Source organism: Photorhabdus temperata (assembly GCF_025384845.1).
GTDB classification, from domain to species: domain Bacteria; phylum Pseudomonadota; class Gammaproteobacteria; order Enterobacterales; family Enterobacteriaceae; genus Photorhabdus; species Photorhabdus temperata.
Genome location: NZ_JAJAFX010000071.1, coordinates 1 through 16,379, shown reverse-complemented (window position 1 = coordinate 16,379; position 16,379 = coordinate 1). Strand labels below are relative to the sequence as shown.

Here is a 16,379-nt window from a genome sequence, read left to right as displayed (position 1 = left end):
CCATATATAAGAGTGATAATAATAAATTAAAGAAACAAATACCCTTAATGATACAAGTTAGTATAGATATAAAATAAAAAAATAGTCACTTTAGAATAAAATCAAAATAAATTAATCGTAAAAATTAATTTACAAAACTTCATTAATATTGGTAATTATAACAATAAAGATATAATATATTTTCAATTTGAGATTATTGCTTTTAGTTTTACCACAATATAATAAAGAGATGATAATGTACAATGTGTTGACATAAAATTAAGTTGATCATTGACAATCAAACAAATAGCAATTATTTGTTTTCCTAAGAATACAAGCTAGAATGTAATTGTGTTACCACGCGAAGTAAAATAATTTAAATGTTCATCGAAGAATAAATTGATATCTAGTCGAGGTGATTTTATGTCAAAAATAATCAAGACAGATTCTCTTAGTGAACAATCTTATAAAATAGATAATTTCAATCCATCAACTGAAACAATAAATTTCAGTTACACATCGGGGAGAATTGCATTACCAGTTTATAATAAGTATGACACACGAAATAAGCCTAAAGTTTTTGGCTATTATACAGATTGGTCGCAATATGACGGTAGATTACAAGGAAATCAAGATCCCGCCAGTCGTGGTAGAGGAATAGATTTACAGCACCTTTTAGATAATCCTTTTGCGTATGATAAATTAGTTATTGGTTTCTGTGGAATATTAGGTGATGAGGGTGAAAAGAAGCAGCAAATTAAAGAGCAAGCACCATTATTTTCTCGTACCAATAACGGTGAAGTCACATTTACAGATGCTTGGGGTGATTGCCAGTCTTATCAGAATTGTACTTATTCTGGCTGGCAAGATATCCAAATGCCAAGGGATTTTGAGCAATCTAAAAGTATGGGCGTATTAGGTGGATTGGCTAAGATTCAACAGGCTGCAAAAGCCCAGGGCCATGATCTTATTATGTCGTTCAGTGTCGGTGGTTGGACCATGAGTAATGGCTTTTATAATATGGTCAGAGACGAAACACTGAAATCCTATTTCTGTTCGAGTCTGGTTGATATATTCCGACGTTTCCCTATGTTCACCGAAATTGATATTGACTGGGAATACCCAGGTGTTGCCGGAAATGACGGTAATATCTATGCTCCAGATGATGGCGATTATTATGTTAGTTTAATTCGGGACTTAACTGCTGCTTTTAAAGAAGCGGGGCGCTCGGATGTAAAAATAAGTATAGCCTGTTCCGCGGTGCCAGAAAAAATGGAGAAATCAAAAATACCAGAATTATTAAAGGTTGGACTATATGGTGTTAACGTTATGACCTATGATTTCTTTGGTACTCCGTGGGCCGAAAAACTGATGCATCACACGAATCTTCGTGATTATCCTGGAGGTGAAAATAGTGTAGAAAAAGCAGTTGAATATTTACTGAGTATCGGCGTTCCTGCATCTGCAATTAATATTGGTTATGCTGCATATTCACGTAATGCCAGAAATGCGGTTATTGATAGTTATTCTCCATTATCCGGCAGTTATGATCCGGGATATATTCCGAAAAAGGAGCCAAAGATTACGACAACCGGCTCATTTGAATCAGGAACAACAGAATGGTACGACACTATATATAATTATCTGGATTTGGAAAATGAAAAGGGGAGAAATAATTTTGATTTTTGTACTGATGATATAGCAGACGCTGATTATCTCTATAATAAGGAAAGTAAGTTGTTCATTTCTATTGATACTCCTCGTTCTGTTAAAGCTAAGGCTCAATATGTATTGGAAAAGAGTCTGGGGGGAATATTTACATGGACTGCGGATCAAGACCGTGGCTTATTAGTCAATGCAGCTAGGGAAGGTCTTGGTTGTGAGTTAATCACGAAAAAGATAGATATGACACCATTCTACTTCAAAGGCTTCAATGTTGATCCGGGTGATCAAGGGAAGGGCGGTGATTACCCGGCATGGGATGCAAGCAAGGAATACAAGGCGGGTGATAGAGTCAGTTGGAAAGACCAAAACTGGGAAGCTAAGTGGTGGAATAGGGGCACAGCACCAGATGACGCTGGAACATCTGATGCTTATCCTTGGGTTAAAATTTCATAATTAGTTAAATGAAGCCACCAGTATGATATATGTACTGGTGGCGGATTATTTCCCCTTATTTCTTCTTTATTGATAAAAATATTTTTATATATTTAATCTATTTTGCTGTTTTTTAAATAGTATTTAATAATCATGTGAGTTTTTAAGTTATCTAAGTGAATTGTTTTTTTCGATGTTTTTACTTTATTATCTTTCATGATCTTAATATTTTACCGAAATGAAAATATTAAACTTTTTTAGTGTTTTGTTTATTTATAAATACATGGAGTTAAGGTTATTTAATAAACAATGCAATATTTATTTTATTTTCAGTTATTATCGAAAGATGATAAATATGTTATGAAATTATTGTAATATTCGAACTTAGGATGTATCACAGAGAAAATAATGATCGGCTTTAAATCGGTCGGCAAAACGAATCGGCATAACCTTTAACACCAAATCCTGATTTGGCTGAGGTTACAGCGTCTAAAACCGCAGTAGCCATGACCTCAGCCGCAACTATACCAACAATATTCACCGATGAATCTACACCACCTGTTGTTGCTGCAAAAATAGTATCCCCGTCACTCATGGTATGAACGGGGTATATTGTCCTCGCAAGGCCATCATGAGCCATTTGGGAAACTTTTTTCATCTGACTTTTATTCATATTGGCGTTACAACAAATTATGCCAATGGTTGTATTTGTCCCTTGAGTGAAATTATTATCTTTATTTTCTATAACGTAGGAAATGAGATCGATAATATGACCATTTTCATCACATGCACCTGCAATAGTTTTACCATTTTTAGGGTCTCTGATTTCACCAACAGCATTGACAACCACCATTGCACCAACTATCAGTCCTCCTGGTAATTTAACAGATGCTGTCCCAAGTCCACCTTTCATTGCTTTGTCAAAACCGCCCATCTTACCTATAGTGGCCCCGACGCCTGCTCCAATATTTCCCGATGGAAAAGAGTTTGCAGACGCGTTTTGCGCGGCAATATAACCCATCTCAGCGTCAGGACGAACAGCAGGATCACCGAAATTCAGGTCAAAAATTACTGCGGCAGGAACGATAGGTACAATAGCTACACCGGCATCAAAACCTTTTTTTCTTTCTTCAAGATAACGCATTACGCCAGAAGCGGAATCTAATCCAAAAGCACTACCTCCACTCAGTACCACTGCATTGACTTTCTGAACAGTATTAACGGGATCTAAAAGTTCGGTTTCCTTTGTCCCCGGTGCAGCACCTCTGACATCAACGCCACACACAGCTCCGTTGTCGAAAATAATTACGCTACAACCGGTTTGTTTCAACTTATCTTCAGCATGTCCAACCCTGATACCCGGTATATCCAGGATTGTTCCATTTGTTTTTTTACACATAAATACCTCATTTAATCTTTAATAATCGTTACCAGACCGCGCTCTGCTAAGAACGGGCATGTAACTTTTATTGGCCTTCGCTTAATCTTCTTTTTTTTTGATCATTAATCCAAATAAAGGATTATCGACAACAGGGACAACAGCAATATCGAATTTGTCTGGTTCTGGCAAAAAATCAATATCCACCAGTGCGACAAACCTTGACGTGGTTAAATGGGCTTCTTCAATATCGTCTGTGTAAATCACCAGCCCAAACTCATTTTTATTCAGCGTAGCAAACCGGCGGTTACGTGTGTTAAACAGGGTATAACCGATTACGTCGGGATCTCTTTCAATAAGCCCTAACATACCGAGTGCGTTCTGTAGCTTTTTTGTTTGCTTTTTTTTCATAGTGAATTTTACCTATTATGCGGCATTTTGTTGCGTGTCAGAGCCCGATAAACCGTTGGCCTCGACACCGAAAAAAGATCAGTATCGTACCATTTTTTTAACTTACATGCATATGAGTGCGCATAACGTGTATTAGGCGAACTATGACCGTGGGTCAATTGGTTTGAGCTAGCGATCATTATTATGCCTTGTTATAATTGTATTACTCAGTAATACATAAAGAGACGAATTTATGGGTTGATAAGGGGTAATAATGTCAAGAGTAATTACTATTGAGCCATATAATTCACATTGGGTGAATGCATATAATGATGAAATGGTTAAGCTTAAAGATGCTTTTCCTGATGAGATTTTATTTGTGCATCATATTGGAAGTACCTCAGTACCTAGGCTAGCAGCCAAGCCAATTATTGACATTTTATTGGAAATAAAAAATATGGGTAAATTCGATGAGAATCATAGTGTTATTGAAAGTCTTGGATACATCGCGCGCGGAGAGTATGGCATACCCGGTAGGCGCTATTTTATTAAAGGCGGGGATAACCGTACACATCATATCCATGCTTTTGAAACCGGTTGTTTTCATATCATTCGACATTTAGCGTTCAGGGATTACCTTCGTAGACACAATGATGTTGTTCATCAATATGCGGAAATTAAGTATCAGGCTGCAAGAGCTTGTGGGAATAGCTCAGAAATCTATTGTCAGCTAAAAAGCGAATTCATTCTCTTACATGAAAAGCTGGCTTTAGAGGAACTATCCCTCCAATGAGAATCAATGAAAGTGCCACATTTTCCTTAAGATCCACAGCCAAATATTTCCTCTGAATTTCGAGTCACGTCTCGGTTCTCTCCAGATGAAAAAAGCCTCTAGGTCATCATCAGTATCCAGTGGTCGGTGAACATCGAAATCATGCAGGGGAGCTTTAGCAAAACGGCGATTGTAATCGGCCATAAACTCATCGATATAAGCGTTGGCTTCCTCTCCTTGACCAGTCGATCCTGTAGTGTCAAATGCGCACGCTCAACATGGCCTTTGGCTGAGCTGGTTTCCGCACAAATCGTCTGAATGTTCAGTTCATGCAGCATGGCGCGTCCAAATTGGGTGGGTACATGCAGGAGCACGATTTTCAAACCAGTGATGGTCGCAACCAGCAATCTGAATGAGCTCCTTAGCCTAAAGCGGGCATTACAACTTTGCTGTTACACATCAGAGTGCGCCTAATGTAACCAACGTTATGTTAAAAAATCGCCTGCGAAAATCTCTCCCGCAGGCGATTCTTTAGCATAACGTGTATTAGACGAACTATGACCCTGGGTCAATTTGTCTGATTGCCAAGTTTGTGATGTCAGGTTCTTGGAGAGCAAACTGTATTGAACTGGTGATACCGACCCGAACCCCACCTAAAAAGATCAATCCCTTTCGCTTTTGTGGAGGGGGATGTTCCTGGTGTGCTGTTTTGTCGTTTCGCTCAATTCCTTTGGGTTTGAATGTTCAACCGGCACCGATAACCCCCGTCCTGTACTACGGGGGTACTACGGGGGTACTACGGGGGTAGTCTCAGGATATCTTCGGGCTTTCTAGCCACGCCACCTAATTTTCAATATCACAGTTAGCTCGGTTGCTTGTTTTTTTGAGGGGCTTTTTTTAGTTTTTTTCGCCATTTTTGAAAATTAGTTCACCTTTATCATTTACATCGATTTTGTGCATTTTCGCTTCTAATATGAAGTGCACAATATCTGATTCTCTATATATGGTTTTCACTCCGTTCATTACGTTTTTTCTTGTTAACTCATAAGAAATATCTTTTAAATCAATAGCTTCTGAGTCTTTTAACCTAATGGTTTTGATTAGAGGTTCTTTCATGTTTTTACTTCTCGTCTGGTTGCTTTTCTTTGATCCTATTACATGTATACATATTTTCAATTACTAGTTGACATGTAATCTATAACAGGTGTATTTTTGCTTTAAATGTAATTCGTAATATGTATACATGGTGCACTTGTGAACATCATCTACTTTGACTATATAGAAGGGTACGGCATCAACGCCAAAGTCGGCGTTGAGTGGGATTTTTATCGTTCCTTCGATGAACTGGTCAACGAGTGTTCATGTCATTTCAGCGAGGATTTTTTACTCGCGCCAACCACCGCGAAATCAGGGCAGTTCATCAGCTATGGCGAGTTTTATCATGGCTGATTCACCAGAACACCCAGTTATCGTTGATTATTTAGCGTTTTCAGCGCCGTTATCTGTCATGAAAGACGTTCATACTTTTCAGGAAAAAGGCTTTGAGTGGCGTAAGTTTCAGTATTTACCGGCTTATAAGCATTATCAGCATTCCAATACTTACGCTTGTTCAGAAGGCTATGAGGGGTTGCCTGAATTTGGTTCATCAAATCTGACGGAAGAACAGAAAAGTCAGTATGAATCTGATTTGTACGCTTGCTATCACGCGCGTTTGAGAAGGTGGATTGCTGCTGTTTTTGGTCTTGTCGTAGGCGTTCCCAGAGGTAAGGGCGGCTTTGCTTATCAGGATTCAGCGGTCTTATACAGTGACATGGGCGGCAGTGATCACATGGGGATCTTGTACTGGGGCGGCAATAAAGACACGTTCTATATCCAGATTTCAGGTCAGGGGTGTGCGCATGTTTTCAGTGGTACGACCCCGCAAAAAATTCATCAGTGGTTTAAACATCTTGATATTTTTTCGTTAAAACGCCTGGATTTAGCGACTGACGATTATGATGGCATTTATACCTGTCAGGCGGCTTTGACGGCTTATCGTGACGATGCCTTTTATGGCGGTAAAGGGCCTAAGCCAAAACTGGAAATATCACAGGCCATGGATTCGGACGGTTGTCCAACAAAAGAGGTGGTTAACGTTGGCTCTCGTCAGTCCCGGGTTTACTGGCGTATTTATAATAAGGCTCTGGAACAAAAAGTTTCGGGCATCTGGTATCGTTCAGAAGTGGAATTAAAAGGGATATCGATTGATGTGCTGCTGAATATCTCCGGTATTTATGTGGGGCTGTGTGATTACGCGGCTCAAATCAATGTGAGTCAACCGGTATCAATCCCTAAACTATTTGGCCGTAAGGCGGTTGATGCCATTGAAGCGAAAGTAAAGTGGCTGCGTAATCAGGCTTCATCAACCATAGCGAAAGTATTTCATTTCTTTAATGGCGATATTGAAACGGTGTTATCCATGATTGTTCGTGAAGAACATATTCAGGATATGAATCTGCGTTTTGATATTCCACCAATCTATCAAACATTGCTGAATGAAAAGTTACAAACGTCTCAATGTCCTTTTTAATAAATAATGTAAAGGCAATTTATTATGATTAAAATTGAAATTAATGAAGTTGACGGAAAAGTCAATAACAAGCAAGTGGTTTCAAAACAAACGGGTGAAGTATTAACGTTTAGAGAACAGACAGCTTATATTTATAACGGTGGCATTTATCCTGAAAAGTTCACGATTAATTTGGAAAAAGAGGCAGCACCGTATCCGGCTGGGTTTTATACGTTAGATTCAAGCTCGTTTAGCGTGGGCGATTTTGGTTCGCTCAGAATCAAAAGCATCAAATTAATTCCAATTAAATAGGGTTTAAAAGGAGTTATTGAAATGAGTTTTACACTGAATGCGTATCATATTCGATCGTTAGCTGAATTTGCCGGTTTTACCTGTTCTTTTGATGCGTTAGATTTGGATGCTATTTATGTGCTTTGTAAATTAAAAATTGAAGAGGATAATCCTCATCACCTGCCGGTTTATCAGGGTTATATTGCTTATAATCTTGACTATCCGCATTTCGGCGCGGTGGCGTTATCATGTGATGTTATGCCGGTTTCAGATGCGGTATTATTGGAGGCACGTTATATTAAGTTGCTGGCTGAGTTTTCTGGCTTTTCTGTCTCGGCGGATTCCGCGGTTGATTTAAGTGCCCGATATATTATTGCTGATCTGGATTTCCCGCCTGATTATGTTGCGGGTGCGCCGGGGTATATCGGTCTGGGGACTTATTGCTTTGATGATAAAGAAGGGCGTTATATTTCGCTTCATTATAATGTGACAAGATGTCAGGGGTGTTGTCGAGAGATGATGGATTCAAATAATGGGGTTTGTTCTGATTGTGCTAATGATTAATTGGGGAACAGTTAAATAGCCTGTTTAATGTAATTGGTGGAATATTTCAGATCGTTTATGGTAATGGATTCTTTAAATGATATTTTTCATATGATATTCAGTGCCGGACTGATTATTTGTTTCGGACTGGGTGTAATTGGGGGCGGTCAAAGATGAGTTATTTAAGCTATTTCTTTGCTGCTTATGTTATTGGATGGAGTTTATCTCATTCTATTCTTGTATTTAAAAAATTTTCAGAGGTCTCGTCATGAAACTGACTCAATCTATTATCGCTAAATTTGTTGCCTCTTCTACTCTAGTCGTGGGGACTTCGGCTTTTGCGGCGAATGAACCGACAGACTATGCAAAACAGGCTTTTGATTCTTTGACGACTCAGGCGAGTTCTTTGAGCGGCTACGCCTGGGGCCTGGCGGTTTTAATTGTTGGCGCCACGATTGGGATTAAATTGTTTAAGAAATTTGTGAGTCGCGCTTCCTGATTACTACTAGTCGCTAACTTAGGGGGCGATGCCCCCTTTTTTGATCGTCGGAGGTAAGATGAAATATTTATTGATATTTCCTTTGCTTTTATCGTTTTACTCTTACGCCGTGACGGATGAAGAATGTCGAGCCAGACCAGCTTTTGATGGGGCTATGTCGGGCGTTTATCGGGAAGGGGATAGCCGTTATGTTTTATTTGAAAGTTGCCGTTATCAAATGTCCGGTATCTCTGTGGGAACGGGGGATGAAAATGCCTGGTATGGCCATTGGACTCCGGTGAGTTCTGACACGGTATCGGGTAACAGTGAAGGTGGCGGCGGGCTGACTGACGCAGACAACAAGGGCAGTACAGGGGGGCATTCTGGTGTCGGTGTGGTTGGCAAAAAGGTGGATCTGCCTGATGAATTAAGTCAGTTACCGTTACCTGATAATGTGGTGATTTCTGATGCGGTGGGGAGTCAGTTTTCTTTGTATGCGCAGCCTCAAAGTACAATGACGTCAGGTTATTTACTGGGTAACTCTGCGGATGCTGTTGCGGTTTCCTCAATTCTTGATGTGATTAAGCATGACTATAATCAGCCTGACATTTGGTTTGAACGGACGGATTCTTTTGGTCATACCGTAAAAATTAAATCCAATGAATATAAACCCACGTCTTATACGGTACAGACCAAAGACACTTATCCTGATTCCCCCAATCTGATTAATTATCATTACACCATTACGACTCATACTGTTCGTTACGATACGTCTAATGTTTGTCTTGACGACGCGGTGACTTTCCAAACGGTTTGTGATGCTGATCGTGCCGTGAAGATTGAGGATAGTTATCAGGAGAGTGGTTCACGTAGTGTCATGGTCTATGCAAATGCTCATTATGGTGACGGTGCTTATAACGGTAGTTCGAGCGGGACAGGTTCTGTGAGCAACGGTACTCATAACGCCAGTTCGGGCGGGACAGGTCCTGTGAGTAACGGTTCCCATCACGGTAGTTCGGGCGGGACAGGTCCTACTGGTCATAGTGCTACAGGTAAGGGTGCTGGCGATTTTGATTACACTCAGATGGCAAAGGCTAACCAGGAGGCGTTGACAGAGGAGGTGAATTTATCTGCTATTCAGGGGGAGATGACGGCCGATCTCGATAGTACAACGCAAGATATACAGGACGCTTTTTCCTCCTTTTCTGACAGCATTGGGGGGTTGATGGGTAATGGCTCTGCGGTAACGGGTGATTTTGCGGGTTCTGTGTCAGAGATGCAGAAAATAGGTGAGGGGGATAAATCGCCTTTATTGGATTCATTCCTGAATGGGGGCTTTTTTCCGGCGCTTCCTGCAGCTCAACCCTGTAAACCGTTTATTTTCGGCTCGGGTGAGGTTTATCAGTTTACGATAGATTGCAAATATTTAGAGATGTTTAAATCGGTATTTGCCTTTATTTTATATTTTTGGACGTTTGTCACGGCTTATGACACTTTCGCCGGAATACTACGGAAAGGTAAGGGGGCTTAATCATGCCGGCATTTCTGGGTATACCCGTGTTAATGCGTTTTTTGGGTTGGATACTAGGCGTTGTGATGGGCTATTTGGCTAAGTTTATGACGCTGGGTATGGCGAGAATAGCGTTAGCCATCTCTTTATTTCTGGGTCTGATTATCGGCTTAAATGCGATTATTATTTCTTATTTAAGTGATTTAGTGGCGTTGTTACCGTCTGAAATTAGTGAGGCTATTTCATATATCATGCCTTCAAATGCCACGCCTTGCTTATATGCGATTTTTTCTTTGAAAGCGGCGGTATTTATATTTGATGTGAAAGATCGTTTAATTTCTTATTTGGACTGGAATAAATTCTAATGGCGGTTTATGTTGTGACGGGCAAATTGGGTGCCGGGAAAACACTGGTTGCGGTAGGCAAAATACAGGATAAGATTGTTTCGGGTTGCAAGGTGGCGACTAATCTTGATTTAAAAATCCATAAATTGCCGCGTGTGGGTATTTTTGCAAAATCCCCTCAGGTTATTCGAATACCGGATAAACCCAATATTGATGATTTACATGCTATTGGGATTGGGAATGAAAGTTATGATGAAAATAAAAATGGTTTATTAGTGCTTGATGAGTGTGGTACGTGGTTTAATTCCCGTTCATGGGCGGATAAAGAAAGGCAGGCTGTCATTAACTGGTTTTTGCATGCCCGAAAATTAGGGTGGGATATTATCTTTCTTATTCAGGATTTATCGATTATGGATAAGCAGGCCAGAGTGGCACTTGCTGAGCATGTTGTTTATTGTCGTCGTCTCGATAGGATCACGCTCCCTTTTATTGGTAGCCTTTATAGCCTGATAATGGGCTCAAAAATGCCCTTACCCAAAATACATATTGGGATTGTTAAATACGGTGATTCAACGACCTCAATGACCGTAGAACGATGGACTTATACCGGACGTGAATTGTATGGCGCTTACGACACCAAACAGGCTTTTTCTGATGCTTATGCGCATTCACCTTATAGTTATTTAACGCCTTATCTCTCACATGGTCGTTATGCGGCTAAAAGAGATTTAAAATTTTATATGAAGCTGACAAAAATCTATTTTAAGAAATATTCTCGCCTTCTGTGTTTTGCGGCTGGCGTTTTTATGGTTTTTACGTATTCATTTTTAACTGAAAAAGAAAAGGGGGGTTCTGTTGCTTATCAACCTGTTAAGCAGGAAAAGCCGGCGGTTGATTTGACGGATTTAAAAATTACGTCTTCTTATCGTCTGGGTTCTACGGCTAATTATGATTTTACTAATGCTAAGAAAGAAAAAATCACATCCGATTCTTTAATAAAAGCAGGGTTTAATCTCGTTTACATTGATTCGTGCACAGTAGATTTAATTAAAGGTGGAAAACATGAAAAAGTTACTTGCTAGTTTTCTTTTTTTATTTCATCTTTCTGCATGGGCTATTCCTGTGGAATTAAATAACGCGCCAATTCGTGATTTTGTTTCCTGGTATTCAAAAATTACGGGAAACTCTGTCATCATTTCACCGGATGTCAAAGGGGATATCACGGTTTATTCTGCGGAGGTTAAAAAGGACGAGTTAACCCCGTTCTTTATTTCTGTACTGAGAGCGAATGGTTTTGATTTAACGCCGGGAAACCCCGCGGTAGTGGCTAAATTAACAAAGAGTGCTCATTTTTCAGATACTGAAATAGGTTTACTTGATTCAGATTTTTTACCTGTACCGTCTGGCGGTTTCTTTAATGCGTCTCAACCGTCAAATTTGATCACCAAAACCTATAAAATTAATCATGTCAGAGCGCAGGACTTATCACCCATTATTGACGTCTTTTTGAAAGCGGAACAGGTTTCCGGTGTCACGGTCTTTCCTTTTGATCGGGCTAATATGATTGCGGTCACGGCAACCGGATCACAGCATAAACAGTTACAATCTTTTTTGCCTGATATTGATATTTCTACCACTCAGGTTTTGATTGAGTCGATAATGTTTGAAACCACTGAGGGCGAGGCTTTTGATTTTGCCTTTGCTGCCGGTGATGCAAAAGGTTCCCCAGTGGCGGGCGGTGTGAATACGGATCGTTTAACTTCCGTGCTTTCTTCGACTGGCGGTTCCTTTGGGATTTTTAACGGCAACATTCTCGCCTTATCTTTAAAAGCGATTCAGTCTGATTCTCATGCTAAGTTGCTTTCCACGCCCCGGATTGTCACGCTGTCAGGAAAGAAGGGCTATATCAGTGTGGGTCAGAATGTCCCGTTCATCACGGGTAAAGTGACCGGTGAGGCGGCGAACGTGAATAACCCTTTTCAGACGATAGAACGGCATGACGTTGGGGTATCTCTTGCGGTTACACCCGTTGTTACCCCTTCAGGTCTGGTGATTATGAGCGTACAGAGTCGGGCAGACAGTATTTCCAGTCTCACGACGGCCAGTGACATTATTACCAATCAGCGTCAGATTGATACGACCGTTCAACTTAAATCGGGTCAAACCCTGTTGTTGGGGGGTCTCATTGATGATCGGTCAACGGCGGTTGAGTCCTCTGTCCCGATACTGTCCAGCCTTCCCTTGATTGGTCGTCTTTTTACTTCTTCCAGTGACAGCCAGGACAAACGCACGCTTTATGTTCTCATTCGTGCCAGGGTAATTAACGCGCTGTGATCACTCGCTGAATGAATGGCTTAACGCTTTTGCGACTCACTGCGCAGCGGGGGGACGGGAAAGCGTTAAGCTATCAAGGCGTTCTGAGTCGTTGGCGTGATATTTCTAAACGTGTGAAGTCAGTGGTAACCGGCAGATTGTCGGTTTTTTGATGCCGTCAGGCATGTAAGGCGGCACATTAATAGTTTCATAAATAACGGTTGTCGAGCCGCCGATAAACCGGGGGGACTTATCGAGTAGCAGGGAACCCGCGCTGCTCCCTGCAAAGCCGGTTTTTTAGCGGGTTGTCAGCAATGGGGTTGTTTGATGGTCGGAGACGAAATCCCTCTTTCTAAACCCGCTGAGTAAAAATCACTCAGGTACGAAGACGAAAGAACGAGGATGACGACATCTTCATTTCACGCGTTATTCACCAGTCGATGGATGTTGATATACTCGACTTTCCAGAGTAAGTTGTTATTCCAAGTTTAAAATGTCACTCCATTTCCATATCAGTTGCACGTAGCGAAAACCTGTTGCCAAACTAAAAATGCTGGCAACAGGTTTATGCAACATAGAACTCACGGGGGATAGGCTCAAAGATTATTCATTCTTTTTTCCTTCTTACTTCGAGGGAAGTACAAAATAAAAAATGAATAAATAATGACCATAATTTATTACTTAAGACACCTTAATAAAAGACCATCCCTTATCAATGTTAGTAGAATGAGTAGAAAGACACATTCTAGTACTACCAGAACTAGGATCATATACATAATTAATATATTCATAGGATGATGTATATAAGTCATAACCTGTAAATCCTGATTGAAGAATTACGTTCAATCTTGGTCGTGTGGAAGATTGAGATGCGAGATTAATGCCAGTATAATTTTTACCTCCAACAACAAAATTATCTCCACGTACCCAATACAAACCTGTATACATTTGAGAAATAGTTGTCCTCCCTCCATTCACAGGCTCAGGAATATTCTCAAGCACCCATTGAAGTGCTGGGTCTGTCGATCTTATTATATCCTCAGCTATTAAAGAAGTTTCACCATATTCCATTGGTCCAGCTTTCACATATTTGAAAATATCAACGCCTTGCTGTTTAACAATATTATATGCAACCATTTTTTAAAACCTCCAATTGAAATTAAAAATTATATACCCTATGGATTTCAAGATGCATCGCGACGGCAAGGGAGCGAATCCCCGGGAGCATAGATAACTATGTGACCGGGGTGAGTGAGTGCAGCCAACAAAGAAGCAACTTGAAAGATGACAGGTATATACTAGATCATAAGAAATTTTTTCACATTCTTATTTTTATATATACCTCAATAATAACCATAATATTTCGACACTGTTTGTAAAATTTCTATAAATAGGGGGAATATAGATGCACAGTGTGGTTTTACTTCAATGAAATTATTTTTTCTGGTATTTTTCCATCAATAAAAAAGACTGCGCCGACCATTCAGGAAATATATGACTGTGATGTTCTACACATTCCATGGAACGAGTTTAAAGTTGGAAAAATTAGTCGTGAGAGTATTTTTAAAGCATCTTCTTACTAAAATCTACCAAAATATGGTTTTGATTTATTAGTGCCGATTTATGAGGAGCCCTCAGCACACTCAGCTAAGAATACCAAAGTGACATACATGACTATATTGGTGCTACAACCAGAGTGCGCCTAATTTACTTGCCGTTATGTTGCAAGTGGGTTCTGTCCCGTTACGGCAAAATCCCTAAAGCCGTAACGGGGCAGGTTCGTCTTTAACATAGCGCGCATTATGCGAGCCATTCAGTGATTGTATTGATAATTTGAATGGCGATTTCTGGTTTTTTGATAACAGTTGTTATTGAACACGCTATGCCGCCAATCCAGCCAATGGTTATAAGAATTAGCGCATTGCTGATTCGCTTCCTTTTTCGTTGTTCTATGTATCTTGTTGTGCTTCCTCTAAATTCCTTTGGGTTGTAGTAATAGTCTTTTTTGTCCATGCCATAGAGCCATTGTAGCCGTGGAAACCACGGTTTTTTGGTTTGGGTGTTGGCTGAATCAGCAGCAGACTCTGAAACCCCCGTCCTGTATTACGGGGGTAGTATTACGGGGGTAGTCTCAGAAGAACTACAGGCTTTCAGGCAACATGACTAAAATTTGTATAGCGAGTATTATTTTTTTTCTTCTTTGCTTTGCTTATCAATCATGTCGTGTTTTGCCTCATTTACATAGGTATCTATCAGGTAGTTAACAACATCAGACCATTTAGTCACTTTTCCGGTTTTTGCCGTTATATCAACCGCAGCCCTTTCAATTTTTAGGTATCGTTCATTACTGATACCGATGCTTTTTCTCGTCATGTTCATCTCCATTTGTTTTCAATCATTATAATGCAACTTTGTACTGTCACATGTTTGCATATTTGCACTTGCGTAATTGTGTTTTTGAGAGTATGTTTTTTACATATTTGCACATGTGCACATTTGGGCGGTTTTATGAACATTATCTACTTTGACTACATAGAGGGATTCGGTATTAACGCTAAAGTCGGCGTTGAGTGGGATTTTTACCGCTCCTTTGATGAACTGGTCAGAGAGTGTTCATATCATTTTGGCGATGATTTTTTACTCGCATCGACTACGGTAAAATCCGGGGAGTTTGTCAGCTACGGGGAGTTTTATCATGGCTGATAAAAAAGAGCGGTCGGTATTCATTGATTATCTGGCGTTTTCCTCGCCTTTATCCGCCATGAAAGATGTTGATTCTTTCCCTGAAAAGGGCTTTGAATGGCGTAAATTCCAGTATCTGCCGTCTTACAAACACTATCAGAATTCAGCGGCTTATATTTGCGCAGACAGCTATCAGGACATACCTGAATACACCTCGTCCGGACTGACCGAAGAACAGCAATCCCGTTACCTTGAAGACCTGTGTGCCTGTTATTTTTCCCGCCTGAGAACGTGGATATCTTCCGTGTTCGGTCTGGTTGTTGGTGTGCCACGCGGCACAGGTGGCTTTGCCTATCATGATTCGGCTGTTTTATACAGTGATGAGGGCGGCTCTGACCATATGGGGATGGTGTACTGGGGCGGTAATAAAGACACTTTTTATGTGCAGATTTCCGGCTCCGGCTGTACCCATGTTTTCAGCGGAACAACACCGCAGAAGATCCACAAATGGTTTAAGTATCTTGATATCACACGGTTAAAGCGTCTGGATTTGGCAACGGATGATTATGAGGGCGTTTTTTCTGTTTCCGCCGCCAAACTCGCGCATAAGGATGATGCTTTTTACGGTGGCATGGGGAAACGGCCAAAAATCGGGATCAAGTTTGAAATGGACGGTGACGGGTGCATAACTCACGATGAATTTAATGTCGGTTCCCGCCAGTCCCGTGTGTATTGGCGCATTTATAATAAAGCTGTCGAACAGCGCGTTTCCGGTACCTGGAATCGCTCCGAGGTTGAACTGAAAGAAATTTCCGTTGATGCGTTGCTTGATATTGCAGGCATTTACACGGGATTGTGTGCCTATGCTGCACAAATTGACCCCGCGCCGCCTGTTTTCCTCCCGCGGCTGCTGGGCAGAAAAGCCGTTGATTCCATTGAGGCTAAAGTTAAATGGCTGCGCAATCAGGCATCCGCAAGCATTGCAAAAGTATTCCATTTCTTTAACGGGGATATTGAAACCGTTCTTTCTATGATTGTCCGTGAAGATCATATT

General features: G+C 40.7%; 21 protein-coding genes and 1 pseudogene. 15 read left to right on the top strand and 7 right to left on the bottom strand.

All coding sequences use genetic code 11. The annotated features are described in order from the left end of the window. Positions 1–402: 402 nt before the first annotated feature. Positions 403–2,097, top strand: coding sequence for a glycoside hydrolase family 18 protein (locus LGZ99_RS20720; protein WP_036841379.1), 1,695 nt, complete (start codon positions 403–405; stop codon positions 2,095–2,097). 397 nt (positions 2,098–2,494) lie between these two features. On the opposite strand, the gene LGZ99_RS20715 is transcribed toward LGZ99_RS20720, so the two are convergent. Next, complete coding sequence (locus LGZ99_RS20715; protein WP_036841377.1) at positions 2,495–3,475, bottom strand: P1 family peptidase; 981 nt, start codon at positions 3,473–3,475, stop codon at positions 2,495–2,497. Positions 3,476–3,556: 81 nt separating this feature from the next. Beyond that, complete coding sequence (locus LGZ99_RS20710; RefSeq protein WP_036841375.1) at positions 3,557–3,865, bottom strand: hypothetical protein; 309 nt, start codon at positions 3,863–3,865, stop codon at positions 3,557–3,559. Positions 3,866–4,118: 253 nt separating this feature from the next. On the opposite strand from LGZ99_RS20710, the gene LGZ99_RS20705 reads away from it, so the two are divergent. After that, positions 4,119–4,637: a GrpB family protein gene (locus LGZ99_RS20705; protein WP_051769771.1), complete on the top strand. Its 519-nt coding sequence runs from the start codon at positions 4,119–4,121 to the stop codon at positions 4,635–4,637. 57 nt (positions 4,638–4,694) lie between these two features. Here LGZ99_RS20705 and LGZ99_RS20700 read toward each other — a convergent pair. Both LGZ99_RS20700 and LGZ99_RS20695 read right to left on the bottom strand, forming a co-directional pair. After that, positions 4,695–5,036: pseudogene (locus LGZ99_RS20700) on the bottom strand (ISNCY family transposase); the annotation flags it as partial. 477 nt (positions 5,037–5,513) lie between these two features. Further along, positions 5,514–5,732, bottom strand: coding sequence for a hypothetical protein (locus LGZ99_RS20695; RefSeq protein WP_166304218.1), 219 nt, complete (start codon positions 5,730–5,732; stop codon positions 5,514–5,516). Between the two features lie 138 nt (positions 5,733–5,870). On the opposite strand from LGZ99_RS20695, the gene LGZ99_RS20690 reads away from it, so the two are divergent. The 10 genes from LGZ99_RS20690 to LGZ99_RS20645 all read left to right on the top strand — a co-directional run bounded on the left by LGZ99_RS20690 (position 5,871) and on the right by LGZ99_RS20645 (position 12,664). Further along, complete coding sequence (locus LGZ99_RS20690; RefSeq protein ID WP_262979530.1) at positions 5,871–6,065, top strand: hypothetical protein; 195 nt, start codon at positions 5,871–5,873, stop codon at positions 6,063–6,065. Beyond that, entirely contained in the window at positions 6,058–7,185 is a 1,128-nt protein-coding gene (locus tag LGZ99_RS20685) for a replication initiation factor domain-containing protein (RefSeq protein ID WP_166302347.1), read from the top strand. The genes LGZ99_RS20690 and LGZ99_RS20685 overlap by 8 nt, the downstream gene beginning before the upstream one ends. Positions 7,186–7,209: 24 nt before the next feature. Continuing rightward, entirely contained in the window at positions 7,210–7,476 is a 267-nt protein-coding gene (locus LGZ99_RS20680; RefSeq protein WP_166302345.1) for a single-stranded DNA-binding protein, read from the top strand. Between the two features lie 21 nt (positions 7,477–7,497). Further along, positions 7,498–8,019, top strand: coding sequence for a hypothetical protein (locus tag LGZ99_RS20675; protein ID WP_166302344.1), 522 nt, complete (start codon positions 7,498–7,500; stop codon positions 8,017–8,019). Between the two features lie 57 nt (positions 8,020–8,076). After that, positions 8,077–8,175 carry a tail virion protein G7P-2 gene (locus LGZ99_RS20670; protein ID WP_315903518.1) on the top strand — a complete coding sequence of 33 codons (99 nt, stop codon included), beginning with the start codon at positions 8,077–8,079 and terminating at the stop codon, positions 8,173–8,175. Between the two features lie 91 nt (positions 8,176–8,266). Further along, a complete protein-coding gene (locus LGZ99_RS20665) occupies positions 8,267–8,497 on the top strand; it encodes a major coat protein (RefSeq protein ID WP_242689383.1) in 231 nt (76 codons plus the stop codon). Positions 8,498–8,555: 58 nt separating this feature from the next. Beyond that, positions 8,556–10,007 carry a phage attachment proteinphage attachment protein, G3P family gene (locus tag LGZ99_RS20660; RefSeq protein ID WP_166302342.1) on the top strand — a complete coding sequence of 484 codons (1,452 nt, stop codon included), beginning with the start codon at positions 8,556–8,558 and terminating at the stop codon, positions 10,005–10,007. Between the two features lie 2 nt (positions 10,008–10,009). Then, positions 10,010–10,351 (top strand): minor coat protein, encoded by a 342-nt coding sequence (locus LGZ99_RS20655; protein ID WP_166302340.1) that lies wholly within the window; start codon positions 10,010–10,012, stop codon positions 10,349–10,351. Further along, positions 10,351–11,412 carry a zonular occludens toxin domain-containing protein gene (locus LGZ99_RS20650; RefSeq protein WP_166302339.1) on the top strand — a complete coding sequence of 354 codons (1,062 nt, stop codon included), beginning with the start codon at positions 10,351–10,353 and terminating at the stop codon, positions 11,410–11,412. The genes LGZ99_RS20655 and LGZ99_RS20650 overlap by 1 nt, the downstream gene beginning before the upstream one ends. Then, complete coding sequence (locus LGZ99_RS20645) at positions 11,393–12,664, top strand: secretin GspD/PilQ domain-containing protein (RefSeq protein ID WP_166302337.1); 1,272 nt, start codon at positions 11,393–11,395, stop codon at positions 12,662–12,664. Before LGZ99_RS20650 ends, LGZ99_RS20645 begins: the two co-directional genes overlap by 20 nt. Positions 12,665–13,324: 660 nt before the next feature. Here LGZ99_RS20645 and LGZ99_RS20640 read toward each other — a convergent pair. Continuing rightward, positions 13,325–13,780 carry a hypothetical protein gene (locus LGZ99_RS20640; protein WP_166302335.1) on the bottom strand — a complete coding sequence of 152 codons (456 nt, stop codon included), beginning with the start codon at positions 13,778–13,780 and terminating at the stop codon, positions 13,325–13,327. A 275-nt stretch (positions 13,781–14,055) separates the two neighbouring features. On the opposite strand from LGZ99_RS20640, the gene LGZ99_RS20635 reads away from it, so the two are divergent. Further along, positions 14,056–14,226, top strand: a complete 171-nt coding sequence (locus LGZ99_RS20635) for an S-4TM family putative pore-forming effector (protein ID WP_166302334.1) — start codon at positions 14,056–14,058, stop codon at positions 14,224–14,226. A gap of 217 nt (positions 14,227–14,443) precedes the next feature. On the opposite strand, the gene LGZ99_RS20630 is transcribed toward LGZ99_RS20635, so the two are convergent. After that, positions 14,444–14,656: a hypothetical protein gene (locus tag LGZ99_RS20630; protein ID WP_262979529.1), complete on the bottom strand. Its 213-nt coding sequence runs from the start codon at positions 14,654–14,656 to the stop codon at positions 14,444–14,446. A 171-nt stretch (positions 14,657–14,827) separates the two neighbouring features. After that, positions 14,828–15,016, bottom strand: coding sequence for a hypothetical protein (locus LGZ99_RS20625; protein ID WP_262979528.1), 189 nt, complete (start codon positions 15,014–15,016; stop codon positions 14,828–14,830). A gap of 135 nt (positions 15,017–15,151) precedes the next feature. Between LGZ99_RS20625 and LGZ99_RS20620 the strand changes: the two genes are divergently transcribed. Together LGZ99_RS20620 and LGZ99_RS20615 are read left to right on the top strand one after the other, a co-directional pair. Next, the gene (locus LGZ99_RS20620) at positions 15,152–15,346 is read left to right on the top strand and encodes a hypothetical protein (RefSeq protein WP_262979527.1); all 195 of its coding nucleotides are present in this window, start codon (positions 15,152–15,154) and stop codon (positions 15,344–15,346) included. Next, the coding region (locus LGZ99_RS20615) for a replication initiation factor domain-containing protein (RefSeq protein WP_262979526.1) at positions 15,339–16,379 on the top strand (1,041 nt) is incomplete at its 3' end. The genes LGZ99_RS20620 and LGZ99_RS20615, both read left to right, overlap by 8 nt.

Excerpts from the sequence above, each read along its gene's own strand:
- LGZ99_RS20660 (WP_166302342.1), top strand. The coding sequence starts at position 8,556 with ATGAAATATTTATTGATATTTCCTTTGCTTTTATCGTTTTACTCTTAC.
- LGZ99_RS20720 (WP_036841379.1), top strand. The coding sequence starts at position 403 with ATGTCAAAAATAATCAAGACAGATTCTCTTAGTGAACAATCTTATAAA.
- LGZ99_RS20665 (WP_242689383.1), top strand. The coding sequence starts at position 8,267 with ATGAAACTGACTCAATCTATTATCGCTAAATTTGTTGCCTCTTCTACT.
- LGZ99_RS20620 (WP_262979527.1), top strand. The coding sequence starts at position 15,152 with ATGAACATTATCTACTTTGACTACATAGAGGGATTCGGTATTAACGCT.
- LGZ99_RS20630 (WP_262979529.1), bottom strand. The coding sequence starts at position 14,656 with ATGGACAAAAAAGACTATTACTACAACCCAAAGGAATTTAGAGGAAGC.
- LGZ99_RS20645 (WP_166302337.1), top strand. The coding sequence starts at position 11,393 with ATGAAAAAGTTACTTGCTAGTTTTCTTTTTTTATTTCATCTTTCTGCA.
- LGZ99_RS20625 (WP_262979528.1), bottom strand. The coding sequence starts at position 15,016 with ATGACGAGAAAAAGCATCGGTATCAGTAATGAACGATACCTAAAAATT.
- LGZ99_RS20695 (WP_166304218.1), bottom strand. The coding sequence starts at position 5,732 with ATGAAAGAACCTCTAATCAAAACCATTAGGTTAAAAGACTCAGAAGCT.
- LGZ99_RS20705 (WP_051769771.1), top strand. The coding sequence starts at position 4,119 with ATGTCAAGAGTAATTACTATTGAGCCATATAATTCACATTGGGTGAAT.
- LGZ99_RS20715 (WP_036841377.1), bottom strand. The coding sequence starts at position 3,475 with ATGTGTAAAAAAACAAATGGAACAATCCTGGATATACCGGGTATCAGG.
- LGZ99_RS20680 (WP_166302345.1), top strand. The coding sequence starts at position 7,210 with ATGATTAAAATTGAAATTAATGAAGTTGACGGAAAAGTCAATAACAAG.
- LGZ99_RS20650 (WP_166302339.1), top strand. The coding sequence starts at position 10,351 with ATGGCGGTTTATGTTGTGACGGGCAAATTGGGTGCCGGGAAAACACTG.
- LGZ99_RS20675 (WP_166302344.1), top strand. The coding sequence starts at position 7,498 with ATGAGTTTTACACTGAATGCGTATCATATTCGATCGTTAGCTGAATTT.
- LGZ99_RS20670 (WP_315903518.1), top strand. The coding sequence starts at position 8,077 with ATGGTAATGGATTCTTTAAATGATATTTTTCATATGATATTCAGTGCC.
- LGZ99_RS20640 (WP_166302335.1), bottom strand. The coding sequence starts at position 13,780 with ATGGTTGCATATAATATTGTTAAACAGCAAGGCGTTGATATTTTCAAA.
- LGZ99_RS20685 (WP_166302347.1), top strand. The coding sequence starts at position 6,058 with ATGGCTGATTCACCAGAACACCCAGTTATCGTTGATTATTTAGCGTTT.
- LGZ99_RS20655 (WP_166302340.1), top strand. The coding sequence starts at position 10,010 with ATGCCGGCATTTCTGGGTATACCCGTGTTAATGCGTTTTTTGGGTTGG.
- LGZ99_RS20710 (WP_036841375.1), bottom strand. The coding sequence starts at position 3,865 with ATGAAAAAAAAGCAAACAAAAAAGCTACAGAACGCACTCGGTATGTTA.